We start from the raw sequence: 20,976 nt of genomic DNA on the forward strand, positions 1-20,976 counted from the left end.
AATGCACGGAGCGGAAAGCGGATGCGCAAATTTTTCGTCGGCTTTCTGACCTTGCTCCTTGCCGTTCTGGTCGGGCTCGCGCTGTGGGAGCCGCTGACCGCCCAGGCGCCCGCTGCGCCGGTCTTCAAGCCGGCCGACGTGCAGATCGCGCGCGACAGGTTCGGGGTGCCGCATATCTTCGGAAAGACCGATGCCGACGTCGCCTATGGCGTCGCTTATGCCCATGCCGAGGATGATTTTTCGACCTTGCAGGAAGTGCTCGCGATGACGCGCGGGCGTGCGGGGGCGATGCTGGGCGCGGACGGAGCGAAAATAGACTATGCCGAGGCGCTGCTCGGCGTGCGCAAGACGACCGCACGCGACTGGCCGCGGCTGCCCGACGATGTGAAACAGCTGTTCACCGCCTATGCGGCGGGGCTCAACCACTATGCCGACAAGCATCCGGATGAGGTGCGGCTGTCGGGGCTGTTTCCGGTGACCGGCGAGGATGTCGTCGCGGGCTTCGTGCTGCGCTCGCCCTTCTTCTTCGGGCTCGATTCGGTGCTCGGCGGGCTGACCGAGGATAAGGTTCTGGGCCGCGAGGGCGGGCCGTCGCTCGACGCCAAGGGCAAGCTCGTCCCGCGCGAACTGACCCCGGTCGGGCGCGACCCCGAAGCGAACGGGTCGAACGGCTTTGCGGTGGCGCCATCGCGCGCGACCGACGGCGCGACGCGGCTCGTCTCCAACTCGCACCAGCCGTGGACCGGCGGGGTCGCCTGGTATGAACTCGTCGTCCATTCGAGCGAAGGCTGGGATTTCGCGGGCGCGAATTTCCCCGGCTCGCCATACCCTTTCCTCGGCCACAACAAATATCTCGGCTGGACCAACACGGTGAACCGGCCCGACCTGATCGACATCTACAAGCTCGTGCTCGACGAGAGCGGCAAGAACTACCGTTTTGACGGCGGGTGGCGGCCGCTCGAAGAAGAACGCATCTGGCTGCGCGTCAGATATGGCCCGTTCGTGATCCCGGTGCCGCGTACCATCTACCGCTCGGTACAGGGGCCGGTGATCCACAACGCCAAGGGCGCCTTCGCGATCCGCTACGCCGGGATGGATCAGGCGAAGATGGTCACCCAATATTACCGGCTGAACAAGGCGCGCAATTTCGCCGAATGGCGCGCGGCGATGGCGGGGCAGGGCGTTCCCGCGACCAACTTCATCTATGCGGATGCCAAGGGCAATATCGGCATGTTTTACAATGCGATGTTCCCCGATCGGCCGACGGGCTTCAACTGGCGCGGCATCCTGCCGGGCGACACCTCGGCCGATGTGTGGACGAAGACGCTGCCCTTCGACCGCGTGCCTGCGCTGGTTAATCCGCGCTCGGGCTATGTGATGAACGCGAACAACACGCCATGGGTCGCGGCGGGGCCGGGCGACGAACTGGACGCCGCCGCCTTTTCGCCCTTGCTGGGGATCGAGGACGATATGACCAACCGCGCGGTGCGGCTGATCGAGTTGTTCGAGGCGTCGGGGCAGATCGACGCGGCGCGGCTGAAGGCGATCAAGTACGATACCGCCTATGCGAAGACCGGCTATGCGAAGGCTTGGATGGACCGGCTGCTCGCGCTCGACACGAAGGGCGATCCGGCGCTTGCCGAGGCACAGGCGCTGCTCCGCCAGTGGGACTGGAACCTCGACGGCAAAGGCAAGGGCGATGCGCTCGCGCTGATGGTGCTGCGCCCCGCGAACGGCAGCCATTACCAGCGCAAGGAGGACCCCGATCCGCGCACCGTGCTGAAGGATACGGTCACGCATCTGCAGCAATATTTCGGCGGGCTCGATCCGAAGCTCGGCACGGTGCTGCGGCTCCGCCACGGCAAGGGGGCGCACTCCGTCGATCTGCCGCTCGACGGGGGCAACGACACGGTGCGCGCCTCAACCCTATGGGATGTCGAGCCCGACGGGCGGCTCAAGGTCCGCCATGGCGACAGCTTCATCATGTTCGTGACCTGGGACAAGACCGGGCAGGTGCATTCGGAATCGATCCAGCCCTTCGGTGCCGCGACGACACGTCCCGACAGCCCGCACTACAATGATCAGGCGCCGCTGTTCGTCCAGCACCGGCTGAAGCCCGTGCTGTTCGATCCCGCGGCGCTCCGGGCCAGCGGCGCGCGCTTCTATCGGCCTTGAAAGCCCGCGGGGGCCGTCCTAAACCCCTGATACAGTGCCGTTCGGCACAGGTCGCATGCGGGCCGGTCGCGCCCGTCATCCAAGAGGAAATCCATGCCCCGTCCTTCCCGTTTCGCCATCGCTCTTGCCCTTTCGACCGCGCTCGTCGCCGCCGGCTCCGCGCTCGCCAAGAGCAAGGAGGCGAAACCCGCGCCGATCGCCGACCTCGTGAAGGCGGTCGATATTCCCTATCAGAGCTTCACCCTCGACAATGGCCTGCGCGTCATCGTCCATGAGGACCGCAAGGCGCCCGTCGTCGCGGTGTCGGTCTGGTATCGCGTCGGGTCGAAGAACGAGCCCGCGGGCAAGACCGGCTTCGCGCATCTGTTCGAGCATCTGATGTTCAACGGTTCCGAGAATGCGCCGGGCGATTTCTTCGAGCCCCTGCAACAGGTGGGCGCGACCGACAGCAACGGGACGACCAACGTCGACCGCACCAATTATTTCGAGACGGTACCGACCGCCGCGCTCGACCGCGCCTTGTTCCTCGAAAGCGACCGCATGGGACATCTGCTCGGCGCGGTCACGCAGGAGAAGCTCGATAACCAGCGCGGGGTCGTCCAGAATGAAAAGCGTCAGGGCGACAACAACCCCTATGGCCTGCTCCGCTACGAGATTTTCGAGAATCTTTTCCCCAAGGGGCACCCCTATCATCACAGCACGATCGGCTCGATGACCGACCTCAACTCGGCGAGCCTCGCCGACGTGAAGAAATGGTTCACCGACAATTATGGCCCGAACAATGCGGTGCTCGTGCTCGCCGGCGACGTCGATCTGGCGACCGCGAAGGCGAAGGTAACCGAATGGTTCGGCGACATTCCGCGCGGGCCGCAGGTGAAGGCGCCGCAGACGTCGGTCCCGACGCTGCCCGCACCGCTCGCCAAGGAGGTGAAGGACCTGATCCCGACGACCCGCCTCTATCGCATGTGGGCGATCCCGGGGCTCAACGACGCCGATTCGGTGCCGCTGCAGATGGCGACCGCGGTGCTCGGCGGCCTCTCCTCGTCGCGGCTCGACAATGCGATGGTGCGGAAAGATCCCGTAGCGGTCAGCGTCGGCGCGGGCGCGCAGACGATGGAGGATGCGGGCTTCCTGATCGTCCAAGCCGATGTGAAGCCGGGGGTCGATCCGAAGGTCGTCGGCGACAAGCTCGACGCCGAAATCGCGAAATTCCTCGCCGAGGGACCGACTGCCGACGAACTGCAGCGCGCGGCGGCGAGCTATCTCGGCGGCACGATCTCGGGCCTCGAATCGGTCGGCGGCTTTGGCGGCAAGGCGGTGACGCTGGCCGAGGGTGCGCTCTATTCGAACGATCCCGCCTATTACAAGACCGAACTCGACCGCCTCGCCAAGGCGACCCCCGAGCAGGTGAAGGCGGTCGCGAACAAGTGGATGTCGCGCCCGGTCTTTTCGCTGAACTACACGCCGGGCGAGCGCACTGAGGGCGGCGAAAACCGCGGCGGTGCGGTGACCGAAGGCAAGGTCAGCGCCGTCGCGCCCGACCGCTACTGGAACCCCGCGCTCGGCGATGTCGGCCCCGATAGCGGCGCTGCAACCTCCTTCGCCGACCGCTCGCAGATGCCGCCGGTCGCCGAGCTCAAATCGCTCGATTTTCCGGCGATCGAGCGCGCGAAGCTCCGGAACGGGATCGAAATCGTCTTCGCGCGCCGCACGACGGTGCCTACGGTCAATGTCACGGTCAGCTTCGATGCGGGCTATGCCGCCGATCCGCACGATGCGCTCGGCACCCAGTCGCTGATGCTGAGCCTGATGGACGAGGGCACGACGAGCCGCAATTCGATCGCCTTCGCCGAAGCGAAGGAGCGTCTCGGCGCGCAGATCGACGGCTCGGCGACCGCCGACGAGACGGTTTTCAACCTGTTCGCGCTCAAGCCGAACCTCGGCGCTTCGCTCGGCCTGCTCGCCGATTATATCCGCAATCCCGCGTTCGACGCGCAGGAACTCGACCGCGTGCGCGCCCAGCAGCTCAACCGGCTGAAGGCCGAACTCAACAATCCGAATGCGATCGCGAGCCGCGTGCTGATGCCGGTGCTCTACGGCGCCGACCATCCCTATGGCATCCCGCCGTCGGGGCTCGGCACGACGAGCGCGGTGACCGCAGTGACGCGCGAGCAGCTCGCGGCCTTCCACGCGGCGTGGATTCGCCCCGACAATGCGCGCATCTTCGTCGTCGGCGACACGACGCTGGCCGAGGTGAAGAAGCAGCTGGACGGCGCGTTCGGCGACTGGAAAGCGCCGGCGGCGGCCAAGGGGAGCAAGCATTTCGAAACCCCGATCCCGACGCCCACGCCGCGCATCCTGCTCTTCGATCGCCCGAAATCGCCGCAGTCGGTGATCATGGCGGGCAAGGTGCTGACCGCGAGGGGCAGCGACGAGCTCGAACCGCTGCGCGCCGCGAACGACATTTTCGGCGGCAATTTCCTCTCGCGTTTCAACATGAACCTGCGCGAAACCAAGGGCTGGTCCTATGGCGTTCGCTCGCGCGTCTCGAACGACCGCGATCGGCTGACCTGGGTCGCGATCGCGCCGGTCCAGGCCGACCGCACCGGCGATTCGATCAAGGAGTTCCAGAGCGACCTCAAGGCCTTCCTCGGCGACAAGGGCGTCACCAAAGAAGAGCTCGAACGCACGGTCAACGGCAGTGTCCGCGAACTGCCGGGCAGCTTCGAGACGTCGGAAGACGTGCTCGGCGGGATCCGCCAGATCGTGAAGTTCGGCCGCCCCGACACTTACTACGAGACGCTGCCCGCGACTTATGAGGCGATGACGACCGATGCGATCGACGCGGCTGCCAAGCAGGCGCTGACCGGCGATCTCGTCTATGTCGTCGTCGGCGATGCCGCGGTGGTGAAACCGCAGCTTGACGGGCTGGGCCTGCCGGTGGAAATAGCGAAACCCGCTAACTAACATCAGTTTCAGTAGGAGAGTTTCTATGTCCGGTGTCGATGGCAACTATGATTGCGTAACCAAGTCGCCGATGGGCGACCAGAAGTCGGTTTTCACCGTGAAGAGCGACGGCGACAGCTTCACCGGCCAGAACGCCGGCGCGATGGGCTCGCTCGACGTCGAAAATGGCAAGGTCGACGGCAACAAGCTGACCTGGACCATGAATATGAAGGTGCCGATGCCGATGACGCTCGAAGCCGAGGCGGTGATCGACGGCGACACGCTGACCGGCACGATCAAGGCCGGCGCGTTCGGATCGATGGCGATGACGGGCACCCGTCAGGCCTGATCCCGCCGGGTTTCGGAACAGAAAGGGCCGCTCCTGTCGGGGGCGGCCCTTTTTGATTGCGGTGTTCTGAGTTGCGCACCGATGGTCGCTCTGGGGTGTCCGTTTTCGATCGAAAGCCGACATTCGTCATCGCATAAGCGGCCTATCCACCTCCCCTGCATAGCTTTTCGGCCGCTCGGGACTATCCAAAACGGTGGCGGAAGCGCATAGCCCTCCCGCAATGCACAAAATGACCGAATCCGCGCAGCGGTCCCGTATGCCCGGCGACCGCGAAATGGTGTTCATGATGGCGATGGTCATGGCGCTGAATGCGCTCGCCATCGATTCGATGCTGCCCGCACTCCCCGCGATCGGCGAGGGGCTGGGCGTGACGGTCGCCAACGACCGCCAATATGTCATCTCCATCTATCTGTTCGGCATCGGCGCCGGATCGCTTTTCTATGGCCCGCTGTCCGACAGGTTCGGGCGCAAGGGCGTGCTTGTGCCGGCGCTGTTCGCTTATGTGGCTTTCTCGATCGGCTGCGGGCTCGCGAACAGTTTTCCGTTGCTGCTCGCGCTGCGGTTCGGGCACGGGCTGGTCAGTGCGGCGCTGGGGGTGATCGTCGTCGCGGTGATCCGCGACCTCTTCTCGGGCGATGCGATGGCGAAGCGGCTGTCGATGATCTTCCTTGTCTTCATGATCGTTCCCGCGATCGCGCCCACCATGGGGGCAGGAATCACTGCCTTTGCAAGCTGGCGCGCGATCTTCATCGTGCTTGCGGTGATGGGTGTGGTGATGCTGCTCTGGCTGCGGCGGTTGCCCGAGACGCTTCATCCGGAGGATGTGCGCCCGCTTGATCTCAGGACGATGGCGGCGGGCTGGGCGACGGTGACGCGGCACCGCCGCGCCGCCGGCTATATGATCGCTTCGGGGATGATGCAGGGCGCGCTTTACGGCTATCTCAACTCGAGCGAGCAGATCATCGCCGACATCTTCCATGCGCGCAGCTGGTTTCCGCTGGTGTTCGCCTGCGTGGCACTGGGGATCGCGACCGCGAATTTCTCGAATGCTGCGATCGTCGAGCGTTTCGGCGCGCGGCGCGTGTCGCAAAGCGCAACCTTTGCCTTCATGGCGACCTCTATCCTCCAGATTCTCGTTGCGCTGAGCGGCGCCGAGACTTTGTGGATGTTCACCGTGCTGATGATGGTCAACGTCGGGCTGATCGGTTTTGTCGGCAGTAATTTCGGCTCGATCGCGATGGAGGATTTCGGCCATATGGCAGGCGTCGCCTCCTCCTATCAGAGCTTCGCCAAGACGCTGCTCGCGGCGACGGTCGGCGCCTTGATTGGGCAGCAATATAACGGCACGACCTTGCCGCTCGCCTATGCGTTCCTGATTTCGGGTGTCGTCGGGCTGACTCTGGTCTTCTGGGCCGAGCGCGGCAAGCTGTTCACGCGGCCGGGAACCGCGCCGAAGTCGCCCTATTGATCGGACATAAGAAAGGGGGCCGAAGCCCCCTTTCCCTTTTTCGATCGTTTGAACTCAGCTGACCGGCGGAACCGGCTGCGGCGGTGCGTCGGGATCGTCCTCGTGAACCTCGACATGGCCGAGACCGACGTGGCTGCGTGAGCGGCTGTAGCCGAAATAGACAAGCAGACCGACGGCGGCCCAGATCAGGAAGAGAATGATGCTCTTGTGATCGAGGCTGGCGAACAGATAGAGGCAGCCGAGGATCGCGATCGGCGCCGTGACCCACACCAGCGGCGTGCGGAACGGCCGGTGGCGGTTCGGCTCGGTCCGGCGGATCACCATCACCGCGATCGACACGGCGGCGAAGGCGAACAGCGTCCCCGAATTGGAAATGTTGGCGAGCTGTCCGACCGGGAAGAAGGCGGCGAACAGCGCGACCGCGATGCCGGTGAGGATCGTGATGACGTGCGGCGTATTGAACTTCGGGTGGATCTTCGAGAAGGCGGCAGGAAGCAGGCCATCGCGGCTCATCACGAAGAAGATGCGGGTCTGGCCGAACATCATCATCAGGATGACCGACGGCAGCGCGAGCCCGGCGGCGAGGCCGATCAGGTTGCCGATCTGCGGCCAGCCGATTTCACGCAGGGTGAAGGCGAGCGCTTCTTTCGAGCAGACGACGTCCTTCAGTCCCTCCGCCGCGCGCGTCGCGCACTGGGCGGCGAGTTCGCGGCTGCCGGGATCGAGCGCGACACCCGCGGCATCGGTTACCGGCTGGGTGCTGAGACCCGGGGCACCGATCACGCCGGCGGCGACGAGGAGGTAGAAGATGGTGCAGATCGCGAGGCTGCCGATCAGGCCGATCGGCATGTTGCGCTGCGGATTCTTGGTTTCCTCGGCCGCGGTAGAGACCGCATCGAACCCCACATAAGCGAAGAAGATCGAGGCGGCCGCCATCGATATGCCGATGAAACCGGTCGGTGCAAAGGGCGAGAATTGCTCGCTGTTCATCACTGGCACGGCGAGAACGATGAAGATGGTCAGCGCGATGACCTTGATCGCGACGAGGATCGCGTTGACGGTCGCGCTTTCCTTGGTGCCGATGACGAGCAGCCAGGTCACGAGCCCGGCGATGAACATCGCGGGCAGGTTGATCGCGCCGCCGTCGAACGGCCCCGCGACCAGCGTATCGGGTATGTCTATGTGAAAGAAATGTTCGATGAGGCCGACGACATAGCCCGACCACCCGACCGAAACGGCGCCCGCGGCGACCGCATATTCGAGGATCAGCGCCCAGCCGACCATCCACGCGATCAGTTCGCCCATCACGGCATAGCTGTATGTGTAAGCCGAGCCCGAGACAGGCACCATCGCCGCCATCTCGGCATAGCAGAGCGCCGCGAAGGCGCATACGACGCCGGCGATGATGAAGCTGATCATCATGCCCGGACCCGCCTTTTGCGCGGCTTCGGCGGTCAGCACGAAGATGCCGGTGCCGATGACGGCACCGATGCCGAGCATGGTAAGCTGGAACGCACCGAGTGATCGGTGCAGTGACTTTTTCTCGGCTGTGGCCAAGATAGCGTCGAGCGATTTGACGCGACCAAATATCATCCAAATATCCCCTTTGGGGCCCGGTACGGGCCTTCTCCTGCCGCAGGAGAGTAAACGCTCCTCCCGCCAGCGCAACTTAATTTCGTGAAGGGGAATGCAGCTTATCGTACCGTAAACCGGACCCGGTCGATCATCTGGCTGCCCGGATCGACAAGCGTCAGCATATGGACGCCGGGGCGGGGCGGGATCTGGACTCCGGCATCGGCATCGCCGATCGTCTTCTTGTCGAGGATCAGGCGGAAGCCGGTCACATCGCCGCTGACGATCACGCCCAGGCTCTGGCGGCCCAACGGGATATCGGGGTCGAGCGCGTAGACGCTGCCGCTGACCGGACTGGTGATCCGCGGACGGCGCGCGATCTGCGGCGCAGCCGCCATCTCGGCCTGCGCGGTCCCCGCCATGAAATATTCGCGGCGCGGCGGCTCGCGCGTGCCGGGCAGGGTGATCTGGCGCACCTCGACGCCGTCGGGCATCTTGGGCGGCTTGCCGGGGCTGCCCGCGTGGAGCGCCATCATCACGTCGCGCCACACCGGCGCGGCGCCCGACGTGCCCGACACGGCGCGCATCGAATCGCCCTCCAGATTGCCGACCCAGACCGCGACGGTGTAGCGGTCGGTGAAGCCGACGCACCAATTGTCGCGCATGCCCTTCGACGTGCCGGTCTTTGCCGCCGCCCAGAAGGGGAGGCGGAGCGCGCTGTCTTCGCCGAAGGCGTCGGCGCGCGCAGAGGCGTCGGCGAGGATGTCGCCGACGATGAAGGCGGCGGCGGGGTTGACGATCTGGCGCGGAAGTTCGCGAAGGTGCCGCGTAGCGTCGAAGCGGACCGGCGACCACTTTCCGAGATTCGCCAATGTTCTGAAGGCGTTGGCTTGTTCGACCAGGGAAACTTCGGCCGAGCCGAGCGCAAGGCTGAAACCATAATATTCGCCGTCCTCGACAAGGCCGTGATAGCCGAGCGCCCAGAGGCGGTCGCGGAACTCCTGAACGTCGTCGATGACGAGCGTGCGGACGGCGGGCACGTTGAGTGACGAGGCAAGCGCGCTCCGCACGCTGACCGGCCCCTTGAAGCTGTGGTCGTAATTCTTGGGGACATACAGCCCCGACGCCGTATCGAGCTGAACCGGGCTGTCGTCGAGGATCGACGCGGCGGTCAGCCAGCCATGCTCGATCACCTGCGCATAAAGATGCGGCTTCAGCGTCGAGCCCGCCTGCCGCCGCGCATTGGCGCCATCGACCTCGGCCGCGGTCGATTTGAGGCCGACGCCGCCGACATAGGCGAGCACGTCGCCGGTGGCATTGTCGAGCACGACGACCGCGCCGTCGCGCACCCGGTCGGAGCCGAGACCGGCAAGCTGGCGGCGGAGCGCGACGATCGCGGCAATCTGGATGCGGCGGTCGATCGTCGTCATCACCCGCTTGCCGGGCTTGTCGAGCAGTCGCGTTGCAAGATGCGGCGCGAGCGCAGGGTCGAAGCGTGCGGCCCGTTCGCCCGAAACGAGCGTCGCGGCGGCAGCGTCGATGGCGCCGCAGTCGGCGGCCTTGGCGATCCGGCAGGCACGCTTGCCCAGGACTTCGGCTTTCGCGGCGGGGTTCGGCAGCAGGCCGGCAAAAATCGCGGCGTCGGTGCGATTCATTTCGGCGGGCCGCTTGCCGAACAGGCTCTGCGCGCCGGCACCGATACCCTGCGCTTCGCCGCGCAGCGGGAGCAGGTTGAAATAGGCTTCGAGCATCTGCGCGTGCGTCCAGTTCGATGCGAGCGCCTGCGCCGCGCGCATCTGGCGGATCTTGGCGAACCAGCCGCGCTGGCCCGGCTGCGCGAGTTCGGGAGCGAGGAAAGCGGCGAGCTGCATCGGCAGCGTCGAGGCGCCGCGCGAGCGGCCGCCGGTCCAGCGGGCCTTCACGGCGCTCGCGATCGCGAGCCAGTCGACCCCGCCGTGGGACCAGAAGCGATGATCCTCGGCTGCGACGACGGTATCGCGGACGGCAGGGCTGATATCCTTCAGCGGCACCCACGCGAGGCGGCGGCGCTCGAAATTGACGCGTTCGCTGTCGAGCAGGCGGCCGTCGCGGTCATAGAGCCACGCCTCGCTCGGCTTCCAGTCCGCTCGCACGGCTGCGTAATCGGGCATTGCCGGCGGGCGCGTGAACAGGTGCGTGGCGGTGGTCAGGATCAGCGCGGCGAGCGCTGTCCACGCCAGCGCATCGAACCGGCGGCGTTTGCGGGACTGTTCCATCGTTAATTCAGCGCGTGCTCCCGCGTAGGCGGGAGCCCATCTTCTGCCGACGCAATCTGGAACCGACCGGAGATGGGTCCCCGCCTTCGCGGGGACACACAGATAGGAGGGCGCGGCGAGCAGTCATCACTGCGCCGCGCTTGCCACCGTCACCGGCGCATTCGGCCACTGGCCGCGGATCGCGGGCGAATACATCGCCTCGACGCGCGTCGGGGGCAGGGTGAAGCGGCCCGAGCCATTGAGGCGGACGACATATTCGACCGCGTGCGTGCCCGCGGGCATCCAGCCATAATAGCCGCGCCAGCTATCCTTGCCGCGCTCGACATAGCTTGGCTGCCAGTTCGACCCGCCAGCCTGCGCCGCCAGCATTTCCGACTGGCCGCCAAGGTTGCCGACGATCGTCGCACCGGGCGGGATCGGATCGTTGACGACGACCCAGGTCCGGCCGGCGGCCGCGACGACCTCGATCCGCACCTTGATCACGTCGCCGCGCGTGAGGCGGCTCGGGTCGGCGGCCTTCACGATGTTGACCGACCGCTTGATCCGGTAACCGGCGTTGAGCGGTTCCTTCAGCGGCACCGCCGCCTTGACGCTGACGGTCGCCCATGGCGCCCCGGTGCCCTCATGCTTCAGGCTCATCGTCGCCGCGGCAAGCGCGACGCGAAGCGGCGACGGTGCTTCCGCCGGAAGCGGCCAGCTTTGCGAGGCAGTGCCGCCGGCAAGGCTGATATGGGTGACGCCGGTGATCGCGCTTGCCGGATAGAGCTCGGCGAAGCGGCGGACGGTAACCGCGCCCCATGCATTGGCCGGGGTGGTATCCCAATGGCCCTTGCGCTGGCGCTGCGCGACACCGACCATCAGCTTGCCGGCATCGTCCTCCCAGCCCTTGCGGCCGAGGACGGCTTCGAGCGTCTTGATCGCCATTTCGTCGCCGCTCGACATCATCCACCACGGCGCGTTTCCATCGTCGACGAGGTCGAGGCGCGTGCCTTCATAGACGAGGCGCTTGCGAAGCTCGGCCTCGGCCGCCGTCCGCAGCGCAACCGCGCCCCGGACTCCCGGCGTCTTTTCGATTGCGACGAGCCAGTCGGCGAGCGTCCCGGTCCTCATGTCGACGGGGGCCGTGTCGATCGCCGCGACCAGCTGCGCGCTCGACGCATTGTTGCGCGCGAGCGCCGCGAGCGCCGCGATGCGGATCGGGCGAAGGTCGTACGGACCATAGCCCTTGCGGGTCAGCCGTCCCTCGACGACCGCCTGCAGCGCCTTGACCATCCTGGTCTTCGACGCCTCGGGGATCGCGAAGCCATTCGCTGCCGTGATCGCAAGGACATAGGCGGTGAGTTCGGGCGAACCCTCCATCCGGTCGTTCGGCCAATAACGGAGAAGGCCGTCGTCATCGAGATAGGTCGGCATCGCGCCCGCAAGCGCCTGCCACCGCGCGACGTCGCCGAGCGCGACCGCGCGCGAGGTCGACTGCTCGAAGCAATTGTATGGATAGATCGCCATATAGTCGCGCACGCCTGAAAGCGGCGGGGCGAGTGTGCCCGCGAGCGCGACATCGACATAGCCGCCGGGGAGCGCGCCCGCCGGGATCGCGATTGGCAGCGTCGTGTCCGGGCCGACGCGGAACAGGCTCGCCGCCCAGGTTTCGACCGGAACGGCGGGCTCGACACTCTGGTCGAAGACCAGGCGGTCGCGGGCCTTGCCGTCCTTCGATACCGCGTCGACGGTCCACTGGATCGGGCCGACCTGCTCGGGCGCGGTCATCTGCCAGCTGATCGGCACCGCGCCCCCCGCCGGGATCGTGACGGTCAGCGGCGGCGCGGTCGCGACCGCCGGTGACAGCGTCGGGGTTGCGGTGACCGTCATCTCCTTGTCGGTGCCGTTGCGAAGCGTGAAACGCGCGTCATAGGCGTCGCCGGTTCGGACGAGATCGGGCAGGCTGGCGAAGACGCCGAGGTCCTGCACGGTGCGCACGCTCGCCTCGCCGGTGCCGAAATATTGCGATCCGTCGGTCGCGAGCGCCACGAGGCGGAAAGCGGACAAATTGTCGGAGAGCGGCACGTCGACCGTTGCGCGGCCCTTCCCGTCGAGCGGAACACGGCCCTGCCACAGCAGCACGGGCCGGAAATCCTCACGCGTCAGGCCCGACAGGTCGCCGCCACCGCCGCCGCCGGGTTCGAGCGCCTTGCGGCCATAGTGGCGCTTGCCGACGACCTGCGTCTGCGCGGTCGAGGTGAGGACGTCGAGCGTGCGCTCGCCCATCATCGCATCGATCAGCTTCCAGCTTTCGTTGGGGGCGAGCTGGAGCAGCGCTTCGTCGACCGCGACGAAGGCGACATCGGCATTCGCCGGCGCCTTGCCGCCCGGCGTCTTGACCTCGATCGCGACCTTGGCGGTCTCGCGGATCGCATATTTCTCCTTGTCGGCCTTCACCTTGACGCCGAGCTGATGGCCTTCCCAGCCCACCTTGATCTTCGCGATACCGAGGCGGTAGCTCGGCTTGGCGAGATCGACGAGCGCGGTCGCGGGTGCGCCCTCGCTATTCTCGATCTTGAAGCCGACCGCGCGTTTCATCTGGCGGAACCAGCTTTCCTCGCCGGTGACGCGGCCGCGCACGGCCATCACCGACACAAAGACGTCGGGCGCATAGGTCGCGGGCAGCTTGACCTTGACGACCGGGTCGGTGCCCTTCAGCGGCACGACGAAGCTCGACAGCACGCCCTCGCGCTCGACCGTGACGAGCGCGGTCGCCTCGCGGAACGGCATGCGGACCTGGAAGTTCGCCGTCTCGCCTGCGGCATAGCGCGGCTTTTCGGGGATGACGTCCATGCGGTCGCCATTATCGCCGCCGAACCACCAGTCATTGTCGCCCGCGAGCCAGACCGAGCGGACCGCGCGCGCCTCGTTGCCGTCGGCGTCGCTGGTCGTTGCGACCACCGTCACCTCGCCCGATACACCGGGCGCCATCGCGCAGCTCGCGCGGCCGAGCTTGTCGGTCGTCGCCGTGCAGGTGGTCGCAAGTTTCGTTGTCCGCATCTGGTTATCATAGGCATAGAAGCCGCCGATCAGGCGCCGCCGCGCGGTGATGATCTCGCGGTTGTAGAGCGCGACCTGGACGCGCTGGCCCGCAATCGGCTTGCCGTCGAGGTCGAGCGCGACGAATTTCAGGCGCAGATCGTTGTCGCGCATCAGCCAGCCGTCGGTCTTGAGCCCGAGGCGGACGGCCGAAGGATAGAGGGTAATGCGGCGGCTCGACGTCAGCGTCTCGCCATTGGCATCCTCATAATCCATTTCGACCGCCATCTGGGTCGGCTCGATGATCGGCTGGTCGACGGTGACATTGGTCGTCGCGGTGCCGTCGGCGCCGAGGACGAGGGGCATCGATCGCGCGAGCGGCATGTCGGCCTCGGGCTCCTCGCCGCTGTCGTCGAGCTGGATCACGCCTTCCTTGACCGGCTGGCCGTCGAAGTCCCAGTCGCGATAATCCTCGGGCGCGGTCCATGCGGCGCGGAAGGTCGACCGCAGTTCGACCGGCAGGTTCGGTGCCGGGCCGCCCGACAGATAGCCGACGAACAACGACAGCGGCACCTGCGCGGGCCGCACGAGTGACGCCTTCGGGCCGGTGACCGTCGCCTTCATCGTCGGCAGGCGATATTCGTCGACGCGAACCGACTGGTTCGACCAGATCGTCTTGTCCTTGCCGTCCCCTTTGCCATTTGGGTCCTTGGTTACGAAGACGAGTTCGTAATCGCCCATCGGCGCCGAGGCGGGGACGTTCCATGTCGTCTCCCCGCTGCCGCCCGCGTCGATGCTGAACGGCATTTCGAACTCGGTGTCCGAACCGCGGTGGACGAGGCGAAGCTTGCCCGCCATCGGCTGCGGCGTGGAGAAACCGGTGCCGACGGGGCGGCGCAGGATATGCTTCATGTGGACGGTCTCGCCCGCCTTGACGAGCGCGCGGTCGAACAATGTGTGCAGGATGTCGCTGCGTTCGGACCAGCCATAGGGAAGGTCGAAGTCATAGGGGCGGATGCCGTCGCCCCAGTCGGTCAGCGTGAAGCTGAAATCGTCGCCCGAGCGGGCGCTGACCATCAGCGTATGGCCCTCGCTGTTCGCGGGGTCGGGATCGTCCTCGCAGCTCGAATAGGTTTCGGGCTCGGGCAGGCCGTTCGGGAAAGCGAGGCGGCCCGCCTTGTCGGCGATGCCGCGAGCGAGCTGGCGGCCGGTGCAGCTGTCGGTGACGCGCACTTCGGCGCCCGCGACGGGGAGGCCGGTATCGAGCGATGTCACCCAGGCGAGCGAGCTTTCGCGGCCCCATTTGAAATGCACCGCCATATTGGTGACGAGCGCCGCGGTCGCGACATAGCGCGTCGCCTTGCGGCCGAGCAGCGCCGCGCCGAGCTCGGGGCTCGCGATTTCGACGACGTGGAAGCCCTTTTCGGCGAGCGGGATGCCGACGACCTCGAATTCCTTGCCGCCGGCGGGCGGTGCGAGCGTCAGGTTGCGGCGGTCACCACCCGCTGGCGCGCCGTCGAAGACCGATCTGGTCCCGGTATAATTGACCGTGACGTCCTCGCCCTTCGCGTTTTTCTCCTCGCGGTAGTCGGTATCGTCGGCGTCGGCGACACGCTTCAACCAGCGCGCGATCGCGGCATCGTCGTCGCCGACCTTGAGGACATTCGCGGGCATCTTGAGGTTCGACTGGATCAGCGACGCCTCGACCCCGCGCACGGTGACGGGCAGGATGCCGCCCTCGGATGCTTCGAGGATGCCGAACTCCGCCGCAAATTTGACGATCGGCGGGGCGCTGTCGATGTGGAATTTCAGCGGGAAGTTCGACTGGTTCTGCAGCTTGCGGCCACTCTGGTCGGCAATGTCGGCGGGCAGGACGAGCGTTGCGTCGACATTTTGCGGGAGCGGGCCGGCAAAATGGACGCGTTCGAGGTACGCGTCATTCTTGTCATCATCATCGATCTTTGCCGCGATGGTCTTGCCGTCGGTGGTGCGAAGCGTCGCGGCCAGCGCGATGTCGCGCGCGACGGGCGCGGCGAAGCTCAGGTTGATGTCCTTCAGCGGGTTGCAGCCCGCCTGCGGATTGACGCGGCTGCACGACATTTTCGCGGTGAAGGCGGGGCGGACGTCATAGTCGAAACGCTGGTCGCGGCCCGCGGTGCGGGACGGCACGCCGGACTGCGAAATGCGCGCGTCCCAGACGAGCGCCATCTCGCGCCCGGGCGGTAGCGGACGGCGGCACTTGACCGGGACGACGCGGTCGAGCGCTGCCTCGCGATCGGCGCCTGCTGCCGGCAGGCGCAGCGGCAGGCCCGCATCCTGCGTGAAGCTTTGCGCCGACCACTGGTCGCCGATACCGGTGAGGATGGTGGCTGCGGTCTCGCGCTTCAGGACATCGACCGGGATTTTCTCCCCGATCCCATCAACCGCGCAATAGGCGAAGCGCCCGACCGAGGCGCGGTCGGCGGCAACGTTGGTGGCGACGAGGAAAATCTGGTCCTCCTCGATCCCGCCATAGCCCGTGCCCGCGAGCACCGCGCGTGCCGACGGGCCGCCGGTGTCGATCTCGAACCGGCTGTTGCCGACGACATTCACACCGCGCGCGGTGGTGAGGCCGTCGCGCAGATCGACGTGGCAGCTCACCCCGCCGGGAAGCGATTTTTCAAATTCGAGCACCCAGGTGCGCGAATCGACCCAGCGGCCGTCGGCGGGAACCTTGCAGTCATGCGTCGCGGGGGCCTTGGCGCGGGGATCGCCGAGCGGCACCATATCCTCGGAGAAGCGGAGGGTGAAGCGGCTGATCGTGCCGTCGCCGGTTCCCGACGAGCCGGGCGTCGCGAGGGTGACTTGCGGGACGGTGTCGCCGCCCGCCGCGACGAGCGCCGCCGCGAGAGGGATCATCAGGGCCAGCCGCATCTTGCCGGCAACAGTCTTCGCCAGCGCCTGCCATCCCGTTGCCATCGCGTCGTCTCCCGGTGAACCCAGACCTATCCTGCTGGAAACAGGGACCTCTGTCCACCCGTCGCCGCACAGCGCGCACGGTTAGTCGCAGATGGCGAAAACGCTGTGACCGCGATCATAGACAAGGAAAAAATCAGCGAACGAGCATCGGCCCCAGCGGCTGTCCCGCGAAGATGTGGACGTGGAGGTGCGGGATCTCCTGATGGCTGTCGAGACCGACATTGGCGAGCAGGCGGTAGCCCGGCGCAACGAGGCCCTGATCGCGCGCGACCTTGCCGACGGCGCGAACGAAGCCGGCGATCTCGGCGTCGCTGCCGCGCTCCGAAAAATCGTCCCAGCTCACATAGGGGCCCTTGGGGATCACGAGGATGTGCAGCGGCGCCTGTGGGTTGATGTCGTGGAAGGCGAGGGCATAGTCGTCTTCATAGACCGTCTTCGACGGCAGTTCGCCGCGCAGGATGCGCGCGAAGATATTGCTGTCGTCATAGGGAAGCGTCGCGTCGATCGGCATGGGCTGAATTCCTATTGGTTGCGGGCGGCCTTTTCGGCGTGGCCGGAGGTGCCGTGGCGCCGGGCGAGTTCGGCGGCGACCCCATCCCAGCCAAGCCCACGCTCGGCGAGCAGGATGGTAAGGTGGAAGACGAGATCGGCGGCTTCGCCGGTCAGCGCGGCGTCATCCTCGGTCAGGGCGGCGATTATGGTTTCGGTGGCTTCCTCGCCCAGCTTTTGCGCGATCTTGCCGCGGCCTTTCGCGGCAAGGCTGGCGACATAGGAGGCGGAACCGTCTCCTGTGGCGAGCCGGTCCCTCACCACCGCTTCCAGTTCCGTCAATGCCTCGCCGATCGCCATGCGTCCTGCCTTTCGTTGCCGGAGTGCCTAGCGGCGGGAAAGGCGCTGGACAAGGGCGTGCGGCTCCGGTCAAAGGGCGTGAATGGCCGAGATCAAATTGCATCCCGACTGGCTCGCGCGCATCGGCGGCGAGTTCGAGCAGCCCTACATGGCGGCGCTGAAGAGCTTCCTTGCCGGCGAGCGCGCAAAGGGAAAGGCGATCTATCCGCGCCCGCGCGACTGGTTTGCGGCGCTCGACGCGACGCCGCCGCAGGGTGTCCGCGTCGTCATATTGGGGCAGGACCCCTATCACGGACCGGGGCAGGCGCACGGGCTCTGCTTCTCGGTCCAGCCGGGGGTGCGGACGCCGCCGAGCCTCGTCAACATCTACAAGGAGATGCAGAGCGACCTCGGCATCCCGCCCGCGCGGCACGGCTATTTGAAGCATTGGGCCGAACAGGGCGTGCTGCTGCTCAACAATTGCTTGACCGTCGAGGCGGGGCAGGCAGCGTCGCATCAGGGCAAGGGGTGGGAGAAGTTCACCGACGCAGCGGTCGCGGCGGTCGCGGCCGATCCGGCGCCGAAGGCCTTCATCCTCTGGGGCAGCCATGCGCAGCGCAAGGCCGCGAATGTGCCGGGGCTGGGACCGGGCAGCCCGCATCTGATCCTGCGCGCGCCGCACCCTTCGCCGCTATCGGCGCATAACGGTTTCTTCGGATCGAAGCCGTTCAGTCAGGCGAACGCCTTTCTGGAGGCGCATGGCCGCGGGGCGATCGACTGGCGGCTTCCCGAAAACCCAGACATCGCCGCAGCATGAGTCCGGGCGCATGAGCCTGCTTTCCGACCCGCTGACGCTGGCGGTGCTGGTCGTCGCGGTGATCCTGCTCGGCATGGCGAAGGGCGGGCTTGCCGGAGTCGGTTCGCTCGCGACCCCGCTCGCGGCGCTGGTGCTCCCGCCCGCGACTGCGGCCGCCCTGCTGCTGCCGGTGCTGATCGTGCAGGACGTGATCAGCGTCTGGTCGTTCCGCCAGACATGGGACGGCTGGATCATCGGCTGGATGTTACCCGGTGCTGCAGTCGGCGTTGCGGCGGGCTGGTATTATGCCGAACGCGTGAACGAGGCGCAGCTGATGGCGGCGCTCGGTGCGATCACGCTGGCGTTCGGTCTCTATCGCCTGTGGGTCGAGCGCGGCGGGCGCGTGGTCGCGGCCTCGACCTCGCCAGGCTGGGTCGGCACGATTTTCGGCGGCGCCATGGGCTTTACCAGCCAGATCGCGCATGCGGGCGGACCGCCGTTCCAGATGTGGGTCACGCCGCGCCGCCTGCCGCACCTGACCTTCATCGGCACGAGCGCGATCCTGTTCGCCATCGTCAACTGGATGAAGGTGCCCGCCTATCTGGCACTCGGCGCCTTTCCGCACGAGGTGGTCGTCGCGGCGCTGCTGCTGATGCCGCTTGCGATCGTCGCGACATTGGTGACGGTGCGCTGGCTCAAGCGCATGAATCCCGCGCGTTTCTATGTGATTATCTATGTCCTGATGGTCCTGCTCGGCGCGAAGCTGCTGTGGGACGGGGTACACGGATGACTGTCACGATCCTCGTCGATGCCGATGCCTGTCCGGTGAAGGATGAGGTCTATCGTGTCGCGTGGCGGCACGAGGTGCCGGTGAAGATCGTCAGCAACAGCCGGCTGCGCGTGCCCGATCATCCGCTGATCGAGCGGATCGTGGTGTCCGACGGCTTCGACGCCGCTGACGACTGGATCGCCGAGGCGGCGAACGCGCGGAGCATCGTGATTACCGCCGACATCTTGCTCGCCGACCGCGCGCTGAAGGCAGGCGGTACGGTGCTCGCGCCGACGGGAAAGCCCTTCACCACGGCGTCGATCGGCCCCGCGATCGCAACCCGCGCGATCATGGCCGACCTGCGCGCCGGGATGGGTGATGCGATGGGTGGTCCGCCGCCTTTCTCGAAGGCCGACCGCTCGCAATTCCTGCAGGCACTCGATGCGGCATTGGTGCGGCTGAAGCGCGGGGCCTGAAAAAATCGCGCCAGTGACGCCGATCACGGCGCCGCGCGCGGGGGCGGTTTAACCGATGTTTCAAGAACGAACCGTTCCGCGCCGGCGCACCGTGCGGGTGCGGAATCAGCCCTTCCGCCGATTGCGACCTCCGGCGGAAGGGCACGATTTAAAAGCCGGTCAGTTGCCGGCAGCGCGGTGGCGGACGAACGCGAGCAACAGATTGCCCGACGCTGTCCATAATGTTTGACCATGGGGGACGAGCGGCGCATCTTCGCGTCTTGGCGCGGCACCATCGGTTGCGTCGATTCCAGCCGAGGGAGTATCCCATGACCGTCAATCGCGCATCCGCCCGCTACGAAGGCTTCGGCAAGGAGGGCAAGGGGTCGATCACAACCAAATCGGGGGTGCTGAACGCGCAGCCCTATGGTTTCGGCACCCGCTTCGAGGGACAGCCGGGGACGAACCCGGAGGAATTGATCGCCGCGGCGCACGCGGCCTGCTTTACCATGGCGCTGTCGTTCGGGCTCGCGCGCGCCGGCTATTCCGACGGCACGCTCGAGACGAGCGCAGCGGTGACGCTCGATCAGCAGGACGGCGGCTTTACGATCACCAAATCGGCGCTGACGCTGACCGGCAAGGTGCCGGGGATTTCGGCGGACGAGTTTGCTGCGATCGCCGGCGAGGCCGAGAAGAATTGTCCGGTGTCGAAGCTGCTCGATTGCGAGATCACGCTCGAACATAGCCTGGAGGGTTAGGCGGCGTAGCGCAGCGGCGGGGGTAGTGCGTCGGCCATGAAGTCGAACATGCCTTGCGCCGGGGGCGCGAGCGTCCAGCTTTGCAGCACGCGGTGGCGGCTGTGGCCGACATGGCTTTCGATCAGCACCAGTTCGCGCGGCGTCCAGCGCCAGGCCGCAGGTATGGGTTCGAAATCGCACGCCCCGTAACCAAGTGTGATGTGCGGCCGTAGCCCCGACTTTCGGTGCATCGGTTCGAGACCCTGCGTTTCAAGCATCGTGACAAGTCCGGCATAGAGTTGTCGAACATCGCCGACGCTGCCGATCGTCGTTAGCTCCGCCCCCATTTCGCGGCTTACGATGCGGCCGAAGGGGATGAGGCTTGCCGCAGGCAGGCCCGCCTCAAAAGCCCGCGCCACGCGCTGACGCAGGAAGGGATGCTGCGCCTGTGTCTCGGCGATCGTGCAGAGCGTCAGATGATAATTTTGCGGTTTCAGGCCCGCGAACAGATCGCCCGAGACGGCGGGCAGTTGGCGTGCGAGCCAGCCGGCACGGTCGACCGGCACCTGAAAGCCCAGAAAATAGCGGAACATCGGGGTCATCGGCCTTCCTCCGAATCGGATAATGTTCCTATTATGTTCTTATTCGGC

The 20,976-nt window shown here is 66.3% G+C and carries 14 protein-coding genes; 8 read left to right on the plus strand and 6 right to left on the minus strand.

The window, feature by feature from the left end; genetic code table 11:
* Nucleotides 1-21: 21 nt before the first annotated feature.
* From ACE3SL_RS11845 to ACE3SL_RS11860, 4 genes are all read left to right on the plus strand, one after another.
* Nucleotides 22-2,175 carry an acylase gene (locus ACE3SL_RS11845; RefSeq protein WP_374525942.1) on the plus strand — a complete coding sequence of 718 codons (2,154 nt, stop codon included), beginning with the start codon at nt 22-24 and terminating at the stop codon, nt 2,173-2,175.
* A gap of 93 nt (nt 2,176-2,268) precedes the next feature.
* Nucleotides 2,269-5,142: a M16 family metallopeptidase gene (locus ACE3SL_RS11850; RefSeq protein WP_374525943.1), complete on the plus strand. Its 2,874-nt coding sequence runs from the start codon at nt 2,269-2,271 to the stop codon at nt 5,140-5,142.
* A gap of 25 nt (nt 5,143-5,167) precedes the next feature.
* Nucleotides 5,168-5,470 carry a hypothetical protein gene (locus ACE3SL_RS11855; RefSeq protein WP_374525944.1) on the plus strand — a complete coding sequence of 101 codons (303 nt, stop codon included), beginning with the start codon at nt 5,168-5,170 and terminating at the stop codon, nt 5,468-5,470.
* A gap of 256 nt (nt 5,471-5,726) precedes the next feature.
* The gene (locus ACE3SL_RS11860) at nt 5,727-6,938 is read left to right on the plus strand and encodes a multidrug effflux MFS transporter (RefSeq protein WP_374525945.1); all 1,212 of its coding nucleotides are present in this window, start codon (nt 5,727-5,729) and stop codon (nt 6,936-6,938) included.
* Nucleotides 6,939-6,992: 54 nt separating this feature from the next.
* On the opposite strand, the gene ACE3SL_RS11865 is transcribed toward ACE3SL_RS11860, so the two are convergent.
* From ACE3SL_RS11865 to ACE3SL_RS11885, 5 genes are all read right to left on the minus strand, one after another.
* The gene (locus ACE3SL_RS11865; RefSeq protein WP_374525946.1) at nt 6,993-8,531 is read right to left on the minus strand and encodes an amino acid permease; all 1,539 of its coding nucleotides are present in this window, start codon (nt 8,529-8,531) and stop codon (nt 6,993-6,995) included.
* A 101-nt stretch (nt 8,532-8,632) separates the two neighbouring features.
* Nucleotides 8,633-10,765, minus strand: a complete 2,133-nt coding sequence (pbpC, locus tag ACE3SL_RS11870) for a penicillin-binding protein 1C (protein ID WP_374525947.1) — start codon at nt 10,763-10,765, stop codon at nt 8,633-8,635.
* A gap of 126 nt (nt 10,766-10,891) precedes the next feature.
* On the minus strand, nt 10,892-16,741 hold the full coding sequence (locus ACE3SL_RS11875; RefSeq protein ID WP_374525948.1) for an alpha-2-macroglobulin: 5,850 nt from the start codon (nt 16,739-16,741) through the stop codon (nt 10,892-10,894).
* Between the two features lie 133 nt (nt 16,742-16,874).
* Nucleotides 16,875-17,252: a histidine triad nucleotide-binding protein gene (locus ACE3SL_RS11880; protein WP_374525949.1), complete on the minus strand. Its 378-nt coding sequence runs from the start codon at nt 17,250-17,252 to the stop codon at nt 16,875-16,877.
* 11 nt (nt 17,253-17,263) lie between these two features.
* Entirely contained in the window at nt 17,264-17,590 is a 327-nt protein-coding gene (locus tag ACE3SL_RS11885; protein WP_374525950.1) for a phosphoribosyl-ATP diphosphatase, read from the minus strand.
* Between the two features lie 82 nt (nt 17,591-17,672).
* Here ACE3SL_RS11885 and ung point away from each other — a divergent pair, with 82 nt between their 5' ends.
* From ung to ACE3SL_RS11905, 4 genes are all read left to right on the plus strand, one after another.
* A complete protein-coding gene (ung, locus tag ACE3SL_RS11890) occupies nt 17,673-18,386 on the plus strand; it encodes a uracil-DNA glycosylase (protein WP_374525951.1) in 714 nt (237 codons plus the stop codon).
* 10 nt (nt 18,387-18,396) lie between these two features.
* Nucleotides 18,397-19,155: a sulfite exporter TauE/SafE family protein gene (locus ACE3SL_RS11895; protein ID WP_374525952.1), complete on the plus strand. Its 759-nt coding sequence runs from the start codon at nt 18,397-18,399 to the stop codon at nt 19,153-19,155.
* Nucleotides 19,152-19,610 carry a YaiI/YqxD family protein gene (locus ACE3SL_RS11900; RefSeq protein WP_374525953.1) on the plus strand — a complete coding sequence of 153 codons (459 nt, stop codon included), beginning with the start codon at nt 19,152-19,154 and terminating at the stop codon, nt 19,608-19,610. The genes ACE3SL_RS11895 and ACE3SL_RS11900 overlap by 4 nt, the downstream gene beginning before the upstream one ends.
* A gap of 308 nt (nt 19,611-19,918) precedes the next feature.
* Nucleotides 19,919-20,347, plus strand: coding sequence for an OsmC family protein (locus ACE3SL_RS11905; protein ID WP_374525954.1), 429 nt, complete (start codon nt 19,919-19,921; stop codon nt 20,345-20,347).
* Here ACE3SL_RS11905 and ACE3SL_RS11910 read toward each other — a convergent pair.
* A complete protein-coding gene (locus tag ACE3SL_RS11910; protein WP_374525955.1) occupies nt 20,344-20,928 on the minus strand; it encodes a 2'-5' RNA ligase family protein in 585 nt (194 codons plus the stop codon). The genes ACE3SL_RS11905 and ACE3SL_RS11910 overlap by 4 nt on opposite strands.
* Nucleotides 20,929-20,976 lie beyond the last annotated feature (48 nt).

The sequence above is a fragment of the Sphingopyxis sp. genome (assembly GCF_041916015.1).
Lineage (GTDB): Bacteria > Pseudomonadota > Alphaproteobacteria > Sphingomonadales > Sphingomonadaceae > Sphingopyxis.